Source organism: Microbacterium sp. STN6 (assembly GCF_026410545.1).
Classification (GTDB): domain Bacteria; phylum Actinomycetota; class Actinomycetes; order Actinomycetales; family Microbacteriaceae; genus Root112D2.
Genome location: NZ_JAPMIT010000001.1, coordinates 612,732 through 627,438, shown reverse-complemented (window position 1 = coordinate 627,438; position 14,707 = coordinate 612,732). Strand labels below are relative to the sequence as shown.

The following is a 14,707-nucleotide window of genomic DNA, read 5'->3' as shown; positions in this document are numbered from 1 at the left end:
CGAAGGAGTGCAATGGCATCCGCCTCTGGCCCAGACCGTTCGAGCAAGAAGGACCGCAGAGAGGCCGCCCGCGAAAAGGCGCGCATCATGCGCGAGGAGGCTCAGCGCAAGGCTAAGCGTCGCCGCTGGATTGTACAGGGCTCCGTGAGCGTCGCGGTTCTCGCCGTTCTCGCGATCATCGCGCTCGTGGTGGTCACCAGCATCAAGCCGGCCGGGCCGGGGCCGAAGAACATGGCGGGTGGCGGCATCCTGCTGACAAGCACCACCAAGGTCGTCTCCACCCCCGCGATGGCGGCGGATTCCACGCCGAAGCCGGCAGCCGTGCTCAAGGACAAGAGCGTCGCGCACATCACGACCTACGTCGACTACCAGTGCCCGTACTGCGATCAGTTCGAGACGACCAACAACACGCAGATCGGCCAGTGGCTCGATTCCGGAGCCGCCACGCTCGAAGTGCACCCCGTCGCCATTCTCGACACCGCCGGCAACGACAAGTATTCGACGAGGGCGGCCAACGCCGCCGCGTGCGTGGCGAACGACAAGCCGAGCGCGTTCTTCGCGGTGAACTCTGCCCTGTTCGAGAACCAGCCGCAGGAGGGCGGCAGCGGCCTCAGCGATTCCAAGCTGCTCTCCATTCTGAAGGGCGCGGGTGCGAGCAGTTCGGCCATCACGTCGTGCGTGAAGGACGGCACATACTCGTCGTGGGTCACGGCGCAGACGACGACCGCGAAATCAACGCCGGCCCTGCAGAATCCGCGAAGCGGGAGCTTCGGGACGCCCGTCGTTCTCGTGAACGGAAAAATGTACCCGGGCAGCCTCACCGATGCCTCCGCGTTCCTCAGCTTCGTGAGCAGCACCGTCTCGGCCGCCGCGGGAGACGGCTCCGGCTCGACGCCGACTTCCACGTCGACGCCGACGCCCACCTCGACGCCGGCAGGCTGAGCCCGGCGGTGGCCTGGTAAGGGCGCTCAGCGGGCCGCGATGAATCGGTCGGCCTCGGCGCGCGCCCACTGCTCGGCCGCTGCCAGGCTCTCGCGCGTCAACTCGCCATCCGCCTCGTGCTCGTCGACGACCCGCTCGATCACGTCCACGATGTCGAGGTAGCCGATGCGGCCGGCGTGGAAGGCGAGCACCGCCTGCTCGTTGGCCGCGTTGAAGACGGCCGGCCAGGTGCGCGCTGCCATGCCAACGCGCTTGGCGAGCGCGACCGCGGGGAACGCACGCTCGTCGAGCGGTTCGAAGCTCCAGGTCTGCGGCGTGCTCCAGTCCAACGGCACCCCGACGCCCGCGATGCGGTTCGGCCAGTCGAGCCCCAGCGAGATGGGCAGGCGCATGTCGGGCGGCGACGCCTGGGCGATCGTCGAGCCGTCGACGAACTCCACCATGGAATGCACGATCGACTGCGGATGCACCGCCACATCGATGCGCTCGTACGGCACGTCGAACAGCAGGTGGGCCTCGATCACCTCGAGACCCTTGTTCACGAGCGTTGCCGAGTTGGTCGTGACCACGAGCCCCATATCCCAGGTCGGATGCGCGAGAGCCTCGCGTGGCGTCACGTCACGCAGCGTCTCGCGGTCGCGCCCGCGGAACGGCCCGCCCGACGCGGTCAGCACGAGTCGCCGCACCTCGCCTGCCGTGCCCGCCGACAGCGCCTGCGCGATGGCCGAGTGCTCGGAATCGACGGGCACGATCTGGCCGGGAGCGGCGATCGACTTCACGAGCTCGCCGCCGACGATGAGCGACTCCTTGTTGGCGAGCGCGAGTGTTCGCCCGGTCTCGAGCGCGGCGAGCGTGGGGCCGAGCCCGACCGAGCCCGTGATCCCGTTGAGCACCACGTCCGCATCCACGTCGCGAACGAGGCGCTCGGCGTCGTCGGCGCCGAGCGCCGTGAGCGCGACACCGAACTCGGCCGCCTGCGCGGCGAGCGCATCCGCTTGCCTGCCTGCTGCGAGACCGACGACGGTGAAGCGGTCGCGGTTGGCCCTGATGACATCGAGCGCCTGCGTGCCGATGGAACCGGTGGATCCGAGGATGACTACTCTGCGCACGTGCCCATCGTAGGCGCCGGGCCGACCCCGCTCAGCGTTCGGTCTTGAGGATGTCGATGACGAAGACGAGCGTGTCGGTGCCCTTGATATCGGCGCTCGGCTGACCCTTGGTGCCGTAGCCGTCTGCCGGCGGGATCGTCACGAGCACCTGCGAGCCGACGCTCTGGCCGACGAGAGCCTTCTGGAATCCCTTGACGACCTGGCTCGTCGAGAACGTGGCGACCGCGCGACCCCAGCTCTGGTCGAAGACCTTGCCGGTGCGCCAGTTGACGCCCTGGTACTGCACGGTGACGCTGTCGCCATCCTGCACCGGCTCGCCCGTGCCCTTCTTGAGCACGGCAACCGTGGTCTCGGCGGGCGGATCGCTCTTCGGGATCGTGACGGTGGGCTTGCCGCTCTTGGCGAGCGTGACCTTCGGCATGCCGGCGACGGGCTTCTGCGCCGTGCCGGTGGCCTTCTCGGGCAGGATATCGGCCACGTTCATCACGAAGACGACACTGTCTTTCGCCGTGAGCCCGACCTTGGAGGGGTCGACACCGGCGCCGAGCACCTCGGTCGCCGACCCGGTGAGCACCGTCTGCGAGCCCACCGGCAGGCCCTCGACCGCGCACAGCATGCCGGGCAGGACCGCGTCCGGCTTCATGGGGATGGCGATGGTGCCCTGGCCCTCGTATCCGCTCGACTCGAGCTCCTTGCCCGTGGAGCCGTTGTAGACGCTGTACGCCACGTCGACCGTGCTTCCGGCGGACGCCTTCGCACCGCTGCCGCGCGTGATGACCGTACGCTGCATCTTCTTCGCCGAGAACTTCTCCGGGATCGTCACCGCAGGCTTGGCCGGGAACTCGCCGCTGACCTTCACCGACTTCGAGACCGGCCCCGAGCTCACCGACGCACAGGGGTCCGCCGCAGCCGTCGACGTCGCTGTGAGCGATGGGGTGCCGGATGCGGAGCAGCCGGCGAGAAGCAGCAGTGAGACGGCCGTGGCCGGCACGAGAAGGAGGCGTTTGCGCACGAGAGGGTTTCTGTTCGTTGAGGGAAGAGGACCGTGAGGTGACCCAGTCTGGCTGACGCTGGCTGTGATGCACCTGAGCCGCGCGAGTCACGCGGTGCCACGGTGGTGCTGCGACGGCGGCGCTGTACGGGCATGCGCCCAGCCTGCTCCACCTACGATGGTAAGCATGACACGTGCTTTCCAGATTCCGCAGGAGCGCAAGCTCGTCACGGAGCTTCCAGGCCCTCGTTCGCTCGCGCTGCAGGAGCGCCGCGTCGCCAGTGTCTCCCGCGGAGCGGGCACTCTCGCGAACATCTACATGGAGCGCGGCGATGGGGCGATCCTCGTCGACGTCGACGGCAACCAGCTGATCGACATGGGCAGCGGCATCGGTGTGACGACGATCGGCCACGCGCATCCGGCCGTCGCCGCCGCGGCAGCCGAGCAGGCCGCGCGCCTCACCCACACGCTGTTCACCGTCACCCCGTACGAGAACTACGTGCGCGTCGCTGAGAAGCTGGCCGAGCGCACTCCCGGTGACTTCGAGAAGCACTCGATTCTCGTGAACTCGGGCGCCGAGGCGGTCGAGAACGCTGTCAAGATCGCCCGCAAGTTCACCGGTCGACGCGGCATCGCGGCGCTCAATCACGCGTTCCACGGCCGCACCAACCTGACGATGACCATGACCTACCGCCCGTGGCCGGAGCGCGTCGGCATGGGCCCGCTCGCCGGCGACATCTACAGCCTGCCGACGAGCTACCCGTACCGCGACCCCGACGGCATGACAGGCGAGGAGGCGGCCGAGCGCACGATCGACTACATCAACACGCACATCGGCGCCTCCGAACTCGCCGCGCTGTTCGTCGAGCCCGTGCAGGGCGATGGCGGCATCATCATCCCGGCGCCGGGCTACTTCGCGCGCCTCAGCGAGTTCTGCGCCGAGAACGGCATCGTCTTCGTCGCCGACGAGATCCAGGCGGGCATGGCCCGCACCGGCGCCTGGTACTCGATTGAGCACCACGGCGTCGTGCCCGACCTCGTCACGAGCGCCAAGGGCCTTGCTGGCGGCTTCCCACTCGCGGCGGTCACCGGCCGCGCCGAGATCATGGACTCTGTGCAGCCCGGCGGCATCGGCGGCACCTTCGGCGGCAACCCGGTCTCCACCGCGGCCGCGCTTGCGGTGCTCGACGTGATCGAGAGCGAAGACCTCATCGGCGAGGCGAAACGCGTGGAGCGCACCCTGCGGGCGCGCATCGGCGATTGGCCCGAGAGGTTTGGCGTCGTCGGCGACGTGCGCGGCATCGGCGCCATGTGGGGCATCGAGATCGTGCAGCCGGGAACGAAGAAGCAGAACCCCGAAGCGCTGAAGAACGTGATTCGACATGCCACCTCGAACGGAGTCATCGTCCTCGACGCGGGCAGCTGGGACAGCGTGCTGCGGCTGCTGCCCTCCGTCGTCGTCAGCGACGAGCTCATCGATGACGCCGCGAGCGTGATCGAGGAGGCGCTCGCCGCGCAGTCGTGACCGCCTGGGTGAAGGGTGCCGTCGCGCTCGTCTGCGTCGCGGTCGTCGCTCTCGTGTGCGTCTTCGCGTTCGGCGCGGCGTACGCGGCGGCGACGCGGGCATCCGGCGCCTCCGGCCGGGTTGTTGTGCACAAAGTGGATGCCGCACGGCACGCGCAGGCGGCGGCAGAGGCCACGGCATCCGCTTTCTCGCCCGGTCTCATCGTGAGCGACGACAGCTTCTTCAACGCCCGCGCCATGACCGCGCCCCAGGTGCAGGCGTTCCTCGCCTCGGCCACGTGCCGACCAGCCGACGGTGCGCCGTGTCTCGCCGACTATCGGGAGACGACGCACTCGACGCCGGAGAAGTACGGGCATTGCGAGGCGTACGCGGGGGCGGCGAACGAGCGTGCCAGCCGCATCATCGTGAAGGTGGCGCGCGCGTGCGGCATCAGCCCGAAGACGCTCATCGTGCTCGTGCAGAAGGAGCAGTCGCTCGTGACGCGGCCGAGCATGTACGGCTACCAGCGCGCCACCGGCTACGCGTGCCCGGACAGCGCCGACTGCGACGCGACGTACTTCGGTCTCTTCAACCAGCTCTACAGCGCGGCATGGCAGTTCAGGGAGTACGGATTCTCGAGCGACTGGCGCTACCACGTTGGCACCGTCGCCATTCAGTACCACCCGAATCTGGCGTGCGGGGCGAGCGATGTGCGTATCCGCAACCAGGCGACCGCCGACCTCTATAACTACACGCCGTACCAGCCAAACGACGAGACGCTCAAGGCACCGGACGGGCCCGCCGGCAGCTGCTCGACCTACGGCAACCTGAACTTCTCGCGCATCTGGAACACGTGGTTCGGCTCGCCGCTGGCGGTGCGGTTCCCGGATTGGCTGCCGACGTGCCTGCGGCACCCACACGGCGTGAGCTGCGAGCCGGTGCAGATCCCGGCGACCCCGTGATCGCATACCCGGTGCGGAATACGAGGCGCGTTAGTCTCGAAAGGTGACTGGCACGGCTATGGCAGACGATGCATCGACGGCGAAGAAGCCGGGATTGGTGTACCTGCTCGGCCGCACGATCATGGCTCCGCTCAGCCGGCTCATCTTCCGGCCGCGGGTGATCGGCAAGCGCAACGTGCCGAAGACGGGCGCGGTGATTCTCGCGAGCAACCACCAATCGTTCATGGACAGCATCGTGATTCCCATGGTGGCGCCGCGGAGGGTTCAGTTTCTCGCCAAGTCGCACTACTTCACGGGCACGGGTCTGAAGGGGCGCATCTCCCGCGGCTTCTTCACGAGCATCGGCGCCGTCAGCGTCGAGCGCGGGGCGGGCCAGGCCGCGCAGGATGCGCTCGAGGTGAGCAAACACATCATCGAGGGCGGCAACGTGTTCGCGCTGTACCCCGAGGGCACCCGATCGCTCGATGGGCGCCTCTACAAGGGCCGCACCGGCGTCGCCTGGCTCGCGCTCACCACGGGTGCGCCCGTCGTCCCGGTCGGGCTCATCGACACCGACAAGCTGCAGCCGGTGGGCGCGAAGCTGCCGCGGGTGCGACGGGTCACCGTGAAGTTCGGCGAGCCCATCGACCTATCGCGGCACGGCAGCGCCACGAGCGGCCGAGCACGCCGGCAGGCGACCGACGAGGTGATGGCCGCGATCCACGCGCTGACCGGCCAGGAGCTCGCAGGCTCGTATAACGAGGCGCCGCCGGCCAACGCCGTCGAGCGTGTCAAGAGGGCGCTGAGGCCCGAGCGCCGCTGAGGCCCGAGCGCCGCTGAGCGCGCGACGGGCGGCCTTCTCGCCGCCCAGCGCCGTGATTGGTCACGCCAGCACGATCTCTCACGCCAGGACGAGGGTGACCGGCTCGTGCTCGACGGGGAAGTTGACGGATGCGGCGATGAAGCACTTCGTCGCCGCCTCCTCGTGCAGGGCCTGCGCCGCATCGCGCATAGACCCGGCTGCGACGGTAACGCGGGGTCGAAGCGTAGCTCGCGTGAAGTGGCCCGACCCGTCGGTTTCGGTCTGAAGGGTGCCGGATGCGGCATCCTCGTACCCCACAACCACGACGCCGTGGGTCGTCGCGACGTGCAGGTAGCTGAGCATGTGGCATTGGCTCAGGGCGGCGAGGAGGAGCTCCTCGGGGTTCCAGCGGTCGCGGTCGCCGTGGAAGGTGCGGTCGGCCGAGCCGAGGATGGGCGGCTTGCCCTCGGCCGAGATGATGTGGTCGCGGCCGTAGTCGCGGTAGCTCGTGGTGCCGGTGCCGCGGTCGCCCGTCCACTCGGTGGTGATCTCGTAGCGGTGTTCATGCCCCATGCGGCCATTCTGCCAGCGCGTTCTGGCAGCGCGCGTCCTGTCAGCGCCGGCGGAATGCCGGGTTGAGTGCGGCGGTAGGATGGGCGCACCATGAACGACTCGCCCGCGCGCCACTCTCGAGGCGTGGACGGCACCTTCAGTACGAGCGAGGCGGTCGAGCTCGCGGTCGTCGAGCGCAGCGGGTTCATCGAGTCCCGGCACGCGGGATCCGCGATCGTCGTCGCGCCGGACGGCAGTACGATCGCGGTGCACGGCTCGCCCGACGCTCCGATCCTGCCCCGCTCCGCCATGAAGCCGCTGCAGGCGGTGGCCGTGATGACGGCCGGCGCCGATCTCGAGGGTGCAGCCGCCGCCATCGCCACGGCCAGCCACGCGGGCACGCCCGCCCACGTCTCGCTCGTGCGCGGCCTGCTCGCACGCGCCGGCCTCGACGAGGGCGCGCTGGCGTGTCCCGCCGCCTGGCCGAGCGACCCGACGTCGCACGCCGTCATGCTTCGGGCGGGCGACGGCCCCTCGCGACTGACCATGACGTGCTCGGGCAAGCACGCGGCCATGCTGCTCGCGTGTGCGCACAACGGGTGGCCGGTCTCGGGCTATCTCGAGCCGCAGCATCCGCTGCAGGTGCACATTCGCGACGTGGTCGAGCGCATGACGGGCGAGAAGATCGGGCTGAGCGCCATCGATGGCTGCGGCGCCCCCGTTCACGCGATGTCCCTCGTCGCGCTTGCCCGCGGCATCCAGCGCATCGGCACCGCCTCACCTTCCTCGCCGTTCGCGCTCTACCGTCATGCCGCGCAGCTGCGACAGGCGGTGCTGGAGAACCCCTGGGCCATCGACGGCAGCGGCCGGCCGAACAGCGTGATCATCGAGCGGCTCGGCGTCTTCGCGAAATGGGGCGCGGAGGGCGTCATGGCCGTCGTGGCACCCGACGGCACCACCGTCACGCTCAAGATGCTCGACGGCGGGCTGCGGGCAGCGACCGTGGTCGCTCTCGCCATGCTCGCGGATGCCGGAGCACTCACCGGCGCGGCCGTGGCGGCGGTTCTCCCCGAACTCGGACTCGCCGTGCTCGGCGGCGGCGAGGTGGTGGGCGGAATCCGCCCGTCGTACACACGCACGCGCCCGCGTGCCGCAACTGCAGGCTGAGGAGCAGAGTATGCCGCGCCCACACGACTGGACATCGACACCATTCACGAGACTCCTCGGGATCGACCTTCCCGTCGTGCTCGGCGCCTTCGGCGGTGCCTCATCGACCGCGCTCGTGGCGGCCGTCAGCAACTCCGGCGGGCTCGGCTCGTTCGGGCTCTACGGGATGGGCGCCGACGCCATCAGGGCCACCGCGGGCGAGCTGAGGTCGGCCACGAGCCGGCCGTTCGCCCTGAACCTGTGGCTGCCGCTGGGCGGCGGCGCGCTTCATGGCGCCGCGCATCCGCTGCCTGAGGAATTCGCGTCGTACGTTGCCGCGCTCGAACCGTTCTTCGCCGAGCTCTCTCTGGCCGCCCCCGAGGCCCCCGAGCGCTACCTGCCGAGCTTTGAGGAGCAGTTCGCCGCGGTTCTCGAGGCGCGCCCTGCGGCCCTCAGCCTGGTCTACGGGGTACCGTCGGCCGAGGTGATCGACGCGTGCCGCGCCGAGGGCATCGTGGTGATCGGCACGGCGACCACGCCCGATGAGGCCAGGGCGCTGAACGAGGCGGGCGTCGATGCCATCGTGGCGAGCGGCATGGAGGCGGCGGGCCACCGCGTGTCGTTCCTGAAGCCGCCCGCCGAGTCGCTCATCGGCACCATGGCCCTGGTGCCACGCGTGGTCGACGCGGTCGACGTGCCGGTCGTGGCGGCGGGAGGCATCGCCGACGGGCGCGGCGTCGCGGCGGCACTCACCCTCGGCGCGCAGGCGGCCCAGCTGGGCACGGCGTTCCTCGCGTGCGACGAGTCCGCAGCCAACGCCGCCCACCGGGCCAAGCTCTGGAGCGCCGACGCCGAGACCACCGTGATCACGAGCGCGTTCTCGTCTCGTGCGTCCCGCGGCATCCCGAACCGGATGAGCGCCGCGCTCGACGCCCCCGGCGCCCGCCGCGCCCCCTTCCCCGTGCAGGGCTGGCTCACGGGCCGCATCAAGGCGGAGGCCGCCCGGCAGGGCAACGCGGATCTCATGTCGCTGTGGGCTGGCCAGGGCGCTCCGCTGATCCGGCATCACCGCGCGAGCGACGTCATTGACGCCATCGTGCGCGACGTCGGAGAGTTGCTCGGCTGACGCCAGCGGCGGCCGAACCGGTTGGCCCCGGCATCCGCCCAGGAACTGCTCGGCTGACGCCTAGGTGCCGAGCAGCGCGTCGGAGAAGGCCGCCTGCAGCTCGGCCGCCTCGCTCTCGCCGAGGGTGCGGAAGCGATGCGTCTGCGCCAGAATGTCAGCGTCGGGGAAGATGAGCGTGTTCGCAGCGAGCGCCGGGTCCACGGCCGCTGCCGCGTCTCGCGCCCCGTCGACCGGGCAGAGCGCCTTCACCCAGGCTGCCACCTGCGCCGCCACCGCCGGCTGGTAGTAGTAGTCGATGAGCGACTCCGCGTTCGCGCGGTGCGGCGAGCCGATGGGGATCTGCAGGTTGTCGCTGAAGAGCGTGCCGCCGGAGTCGGGCAGCGCGAAGCTCCACTTCTCCCCCGCCGCGGCGTTCAGCAGCGTGACGTCGCTCGACCGGGCGATGGCGACGACCGCGGCGCCGCTGCGCAGCTCGTCTACGTAGGAATGGCCGGCCACCGGCGCGAACTGCCCCGCCGCGACCTGCTTCTTCACCACGTCGAGCCCGTTGTAGAAGTCGTCCCTGGTCCAGTCGCCCGCGATGTCGACGCCGCGGGAAAGCATGATGAGCCCCATGACGTCGCGCATCTCGGTCACGACCCCGACGCCTCCTGTGAACGACGAATCCCACAGGTCCGAGATCGAGGAGAGCCCGCCCGGCACGGCATCCGTGCGCCAGCAGATGCCGGCCATGCCGCCTTGCCACGGCATCGACCATTGTCGCTTCGGGTCGTAGTCCACCCCTCGAAGCGGCGCGATCAGGTTCTTCGCGTTCGGCAGGGAAGCGGGCGCGAGCGCTTGTACGTAACCGTCGCGCACGAGGCGCGCGGCCATCCCGTCGTCGAGCACCGTGAGGTCGGCACCGATGTCGTCGCCGCGTGCGAGCCGCTTCGCGACGGTGGAGACGTAGTCGCTGCTCGAACGGATGCTCTCGCGGTAGCTCACGTCGATGCCGGTCTTCGCCGAGAAGGCCTTGAGTGTCGGATGGCCCCCTGCCGCGTCGCGGTCGAGGTAGTCGGGCTGGCTCACCCAGCGCAGCGAATGCTCGGAGCGCGACCGGTCGGCGGCCGCGGTGGGGCGCGGTGCCGGGCGCGGCGCGCATGCCGCGAGCGTCAGAGTGAGCGCGGTCGCGGCGGCGCCGGACAGCAGCTGCCGGCGGGTCGGCCGTGCAGCTTCGGCGAGGCGAACGAGCTGTGCCAGACGATTGTCGCCCGGCAGCTGTCGTCTCACGGGGGCTCCTCGTGCTCAAGGGCGGGAAGGCGCCGCGCCGCCGTTCGGCGGCACCGGCTCACGCATGAACCTACACAACGACGCAATGAAGCCTCGTCGCACGCGCCGACGCTCGTGGATACCCTGAAGTCGAGCCGACGAGAACGCGAAGGGAATCGAATGAGAATCGCCATCCCCCGTGAGGTGAAGAACAGCGAGTTCCGAGTGGCCATCACGCCCTCGGGCGTGCACGACCTGACCGGCCAGGGGCACGACGTCGTGGTCGAGGCGGGCGCGGGCGAGGGCTCCGCGATTCCCGACGACGAGTACGCGGCGGCCGGGGCCACGATCGAGGCCGACACCGACCGGGTCTGGAGCGACGCCGAGCTGATTCTCAAGGTGAAGGAGCCTGTACCTGACGAGTTCCGTCACTTCCGCGACGGCCTCGTCGTCTTCACCTACCTGCACCTTGCGGCGGATGCGGCGCTGACGCGCGCCCTCGTCGACACCGGCGTCATCGCGATCGCTTACGAGACCGTGCAGCTGCCGAACGGCTCCCTTCCCCTGCTGGCTCCCATGAGCGAGGTGGCGGGCAGGCTCGCGCCCATCGTCGGCGCGAACACGATGCTCGCTCCGAACGGGGGGCCAGGGCTGCTCGTTCCCGGCGTGCCGGGAACGCATCCGGCCCGAGTGACGGTTCTCGGTGGCGGCGTGGCCGGCAGCAACGCGACCCGCATCGCTGTGGGGCTGGGCGCCGACGTGCGCGTGCTCGACACCAATGTGGCCAGGCTGCAGGAACTCGACTCGCTCTATGCGGGCCGCATCACGACGATCGCCTCGAACAGCCTCGAAGTGGAGCGTGCGGTCGTCGATGCCGATCTCGTGATCGGTGCGGTGCTGGTGCCGGGGGCTCGTGCGCCCAAGCTGGTCTCGAACGAGCTCGTCTCGCGCATGCGCCCGGGAAGCGTGCTGGTCGACATCGCGGTCGACCAGGGCGGATGCTTCGCAGACTCCCGGCCGACGACGCATGCCGATCCGACCTTCGCCGTTCACGGCAGCCTCTTCTACTGCGTTGCCAACATGCCGGGCGCTGTCCCCCGCACATCGACCTACGCGCTCACGAACGCCACCCTGTCGTACGCACGGGCGATCGCCGGACAGGGATGGCGGGCGGCTCTCGAGGGCGAGCCGGCGCTCGTTCACGGCCTCAACGTGTGCGCGGGCGCCGTGGTGAACCGGGCGGTGGCGGAGGCGCACGGCATGGAGTTCCAGGAACCGGGCGGGTTCATTCACGGCTGAAGTCCAGTCGTGCACGACCGATGCCGCCGTCGGCGTCAACGAGCCATACGCGGCCCCGACCAGGTGCAAGGTACGGCGGCAGAGACGGGATGCGCGCGATCATGCGAACATCCGCTGGGGTGCAGCCGTCGAACACGAGACGCGCGCCGGGGCGGAGCGACGCGAGCACGCCCCATTTCGCCTGCCATTCGTCGGGGTCGCCGATAATGACTCGAGGGCGTCCGCTTGCGCCCACGTCGATGGCGCCGCTCGCCGGCACATGCCCGACGGCAGGCGCGCCGGAGGCATTCGCGTTCGCCAGGTCGATGACCTCGACCCGCTCTCCCGTCGACGAATCACGGATGCGTCGCGCCAGTCGCACAGGCGAACGCGAGACGAGAAGGTGGGTGCGCGCGGCGGTGAAGTCCACAACCGGCGTCGAGTCCGGCGCCGAGTCCGGCGCCGAGTCGGGCGCCGAGTCTGACGCCGAGTTCGGCGCCGAGTCTGACGCCGAGTTCGGCGCCGAGTCTGGCGCCGATGGCTCCTCGACTGCTGCTGCGCCCGGCAACGCGAGTTGCAGGCGGCGGCCGTTGAGGAATCCGCCACCCGGCGGCAACGACGAATCGTAGAGCGCGGGGTCCCCGCCCGCCAGAACGTGTTCCTGCCGGCTGCTCATGCGCAGCAACAGGCGAGTGGGGAACAGTGCGCAGAGTGCGGCGACTGGGCCGACCTCGCGCTGTGCACTCGCCACCACGTGGACGCCCCGGGCCGGAGAGTCGCGTAGCAGCGAGCCGAGCGCGTCGACAAACGCGTGCTGATACGCCTCGGGAAGGCGCGCGGGAACGGCGTCCAGGTCGTCGAGAAGCAGCAGAGTCTGACTGCTCTCGTCGGCCCGGCGGCCCCCGCTCACGCTGCCGTCGACAGCCAGCTCGTTCACCGCGTCCCACAGGCGCTCCAGGTCGGTACCGGGATCGACCGTGGTGATCGACGCGGGGGCCTGCCGCCGCAGCAGTTCGAGGAGCGTGCTCTTGCCGCACCGGGGCGCCCCCACGACGATGAGATGGCCGTCGGTCGCCGGCTTGTACCGTACCGGCGTCTGCGCCTGCCGAGACGGCACGTCGTCGAGACCGAGCATGAACTCCTCGGCCGCGGCCATCGGCAGCGCGTCGAGAGCGAGTTCGGTTGGAAGCGGATCGAGCCACGGGCGGGGCGGCGGCGCTTCGTCCGCACCGGCTGCGGCACCGGCCGCGCGAGCGATGCGCGCAATCGCGTCGCTCGTCGTGGCCGCCACCTGCACGGTGACGACCTCGCCTCCGGTCGCGACAACACAACGACCGGGGCGATCGGCGGGAAGGCGCGCAGCAGCATCCGTGCCGACGACGGCACGGCTGTCGGCCGGTGAATGCACACGAAGGGAGAGCCGCAATCCGCAGTTTGCAAGCAGCGCGTCTCGCACGACGCCGGACGGACGCTGCGTGCACAGGATCAGGTGTACGCCCAGCGAGCGTCCGCGTGCCGCCACGTCGAGGAACGACGCGTGCAACTCGGGCAGCGTCTCGAGCATGGCCTGAAACTCATCAACGACGATGACGAGCCGGCCGAGACGGCCGCGACAGGCAGGGTCGGCAATGTCGCGCGCGCCGAGTTCGGCGAGAAGCGCCTCGCGGCGCCGCAGCTCCGCGCCGAGGGACTGCAGGGCACGCGCGGCCGCGGCATGGTCGAGGTCGGTCATGACCCCGACGCAGTGAGGCAGCGCCGTGAGCGGTGCGAACGCAGCGCCTCCTTTGAAATCGATCAACAGGAACGACACCTGCCCGGGCGAACGGGTCGCCGCCATAGCCGCGACCCACGTGATCAGCAGTTCGCTCTTGCCGCTGCCGGTCGTGCCCGCAATGACGGCATGCGGGCCCTCGAGGGCCAGGTCGATTGCGTGCCTGCCTCCCGGTCGTACCCCGATCGAGCACCCGAGACCCGAAGCCTCGAAGCCGCGCTGATCGAGTTCGCCGAACGCGGCCGTCGTGGCTAGGCCGGCGGAGGCCGCGAGCCCCGCGGTCTCCGCGTGAGCCGCGAGGGTTGCCGCGAAGTGTTCGGCGTTCACGGCCGAGACCTGTTCGACGTCAAGGCGCCCTGGCGCGGGAATGCCATCGCCGTGGAGCAGCTGGGCGCCGCCGACGCCGTCGAGGCGAACGACCACGGAACACGATGGCGGGATGCGCCGCTGCTCGCCTGCGAGCGCAATGATCGCGCTGCTGGCACCGGCGGCCGATGGGCCGGGTGTTCGAACGGGCGCGGCCTCGTCGTACGATTCGCGCACCTCGATGCGGGTGGGTGCCTCGTTCGATTCGGAGTAGTGCGGCAGACGGCGGGCCCATTCCCAGCCGTGGTCGGGCAGTGAGCTGAGGCATGCCGTGGTCGGCGACAACGCGTGCGTGACCTGCACGAGATAGCTTCGCGCGAGCGCACGCGCCTGCCCTCGGGGGCCGAGGATGCCGACGCCGCCGAACGCGTCGGCGACGACGGGTGCAGCATCGAGTACCGCCGCCGATGCGATCAGCCTGCGTTCTGACTCTTCGCTCGCCTCACCTGCGACCCGTAGCGTGCTCGGCGACGCGCCGTTTCCGAGCACGAGCGCCAGTCGGCCCGATTCGATCGCGGCGGTGCGCCATCGCCGAGACTCGGCCTGCGGGTCGTCAAGAATGCTCGTCGCGCTGGGAAAGCGCAGCCTCAGCGCCGCTCGCTCGCGCTCGTGTTCCTCGTGAATCCCGATCTGGAGTCGCGCGGTCGCTGATTCACGCTCCCGCTGATGCCGTCGAGCGGAACGGCGGGCCTGCCAGCGACTGTCCGCCATGCCGGCGACCGCCATGACGGGGCTCAGCGCGGCAAAGACGAGCGCGAACGAGGAACGCGTGAGCGCCCAGATCGCACCCGCGGCGATAAGCGGAGCGATGATGGCCGCAAGCGGGAAGGGCGTACGGGCGGGGGCCGCTGCCCGAGGCGGCAGAGCCAGCTGCCGTTGCGTGTGATCGATCTCGCTCGTGTTCTGCACACGACAAGTCGAACACCGACAC

At 70.0% G+C, this 14,707-nt stretch carries 12 protein-coding genes; 7 read left to right on the top strand and 5 right to left on the bottom strand.

Annotated elements, in window-relative coordinates:
- The first annotated feature begins 12 nt into the window (after positions 1–12).
- A complete protein-coding gene (locus tag OSC27_RS02810; RefSeq protein WP_267179889.1) occupies positions 13–942 on the top strand; it encodes a thioredoxin domain-containing protein in 930 nt (309 codons plus the stop codon).
- 26 nt (positions 943–968) lie between these two features.
- Here the strand turns inward: OSC27_RS02810 and OSC27_RS02805 are convergent, their stop codons facing one another.
- Positions 969–2,051 carry a 1-deoxy-D-xylulose-5-phosphate reductoisomerase gene (locus OSC27_RS02805; RefSeq protein WP_267179888.1) on the bottom strand — a complete coding sequence of 361 codons (1,083 nt, stop codon included), beginning with the start codon at positions 2,049–2,051 and terminating at the stop codon, positions 969–971.
- Positions 2,052–2,082: 31 nt separating this feature from the next.
- Positions 2,083–3,063: an FKBP-type peptidyl-prolyl cis-trans isomerase gene (locus OSC27_RS02800; RefSeq protein ID WP_267179887.1), complete on the bottom strand. Its 981-nt coding sequence runs from the start codon at positions 3,061–3,063 to the stop codon at positions 2,083–2,085.
- Positions 3,064–3,220: 157 nt separating this feature from the next.
- Here OSC27_RS02800 and OSC27_RS02795 point away from each other — a divergent pair, with 157 nt between their 5' ends.
- From OSC27_RS02795 to OSC27_RS02785, 3 genes are read left to right on the top strand one after another with little or no spacing between them, the layout of a single operon-like run.
- Entirely contained in the window at positions 3,221–4,567 is a 1,347-nt protein-coding gene (locus OSC27_RS02795; protein ID WP_267179886.1) for an aminotransferase class III-fold pyridoxal phosphate-dependent enzyme, read from the top strand.
- Positions 4,564–5,508 (top strand): hypothetical protein, encoded by a 945-nt coding sequence (locus OSC27_RS02790; RefSeq protein WP_267179885.1) that lies wholly within the window; start codon positions 4,564–4,566, stop codon positions 5,506–5,508. The genes OSC27_RS02795 and OSC27_RS02790 overlap by 4 nt, the downstream gene beginning before the upstream one ends.
- 58 nt (positions 5,509–5,566) lie before the next feature.
- A complete protein-coding gene (locus OSC27_RS02785; protein WP_267180409.1) occupies positions 5,567–6,310 on the top strand; it encodes a lysophospholipid acyltransferase family protein in 744 nt (247 codons plus the stop codon).
- A 78-nt stretch (positions 6,311–6,388) separates the two neighbouring features.
- Here the strand turns inward: OSC27_RS02785 and OSC27_RS02780 are convergent, their stop codons facing one another.
- On the bottom strand, positions 6,389–6,862 hold the full coding sequence (locus tag OSC27_RS02780; protein WP_267179884.1) for an OsmC family protein: 474 nt from the start codon (positions 6,860–6,862) through the stop codon (positions 6,389–6,391).
- Between the two features lie 90 nt (positions 6,863–6,952).
- Here OSC27_RS02780 and OSC27_RS02775 point away from each other — a divergent pair, with 90 nt between their 5' ends.
- Together OSC27_RS02775 and OSC27_RS02770 are read left to right on the top strand one after the other, a co-directional pair.
- Positions 6,953–8,008, top strand: a complete 1,056-nt coding sequence (locus OSC27_RS02775) for an asparaginase (RefSeq protein ID WP_267179883.1) — start codon at positions 6,953–6,955, stop codon at positions 8,006–8,008.
- A gap of 10 nt (positions 8,009–8,018) precedes the next feature.
- Entirely contained in the window at positions 8,019–9,113 is a 1,095-nt protein-coding gene (locus tag OSC27_RS02770) for an NAD(P)H-dependent flavin oxidoreductase (RefSeq protein ID WP_267179882.1), read from the top strand.
- A 60-nt stretch (positions 9,114–9,173) separates the two neighbouring features.
- Here OSC27_RS02770 and OSC27_RS02765 read toward each other — a convergent pair whose 3' ends face one another.
- Complete coding sequence (locus OSC27_RS02765) at positions 9,174–10,382, bottom strand: extracellular solute-binding protein (RefSeq protein WP_267179881.1); 1,209 nt, start codon at positions 10,380–10,382, stop codon at positions 9,174–9,176.
- 159 nt (positions 10,383–10,541) lie between these two features.
- Here OSC27_RS02765 and ald point away from each other — a divergent pair, with 159 nt between their 5' ends.
- A complete protein-coding gene (gene ald / locus OSC27_RS02760; RefSeq protein WP_267179880.1) occupies positions 10,542–11,660 on the top strand; it encodes an alanine dehydrogenase in 1,119 nt (372 codons plus the stop codon).
- Here the strand turns inward: ald and OSC27_RS02755 are convergent.
- Positions 11,647–14,685, bottom strand: a complete 3,039-nt coding sequence (locus OSC27_RS02755; RefSeq protein ID WP_267179879.1) for an FtsK/SpoIIIE domain-containing protein — start codon at positions 14,683–14,685, stop codon at positions 11,647–11,649. The genes ald and OSC27_RS02755 overlap by 14 nt on opposite strands.
- Between the last annotated feature and the right edge of the window lie 22 nt (positions 14,686–14,707).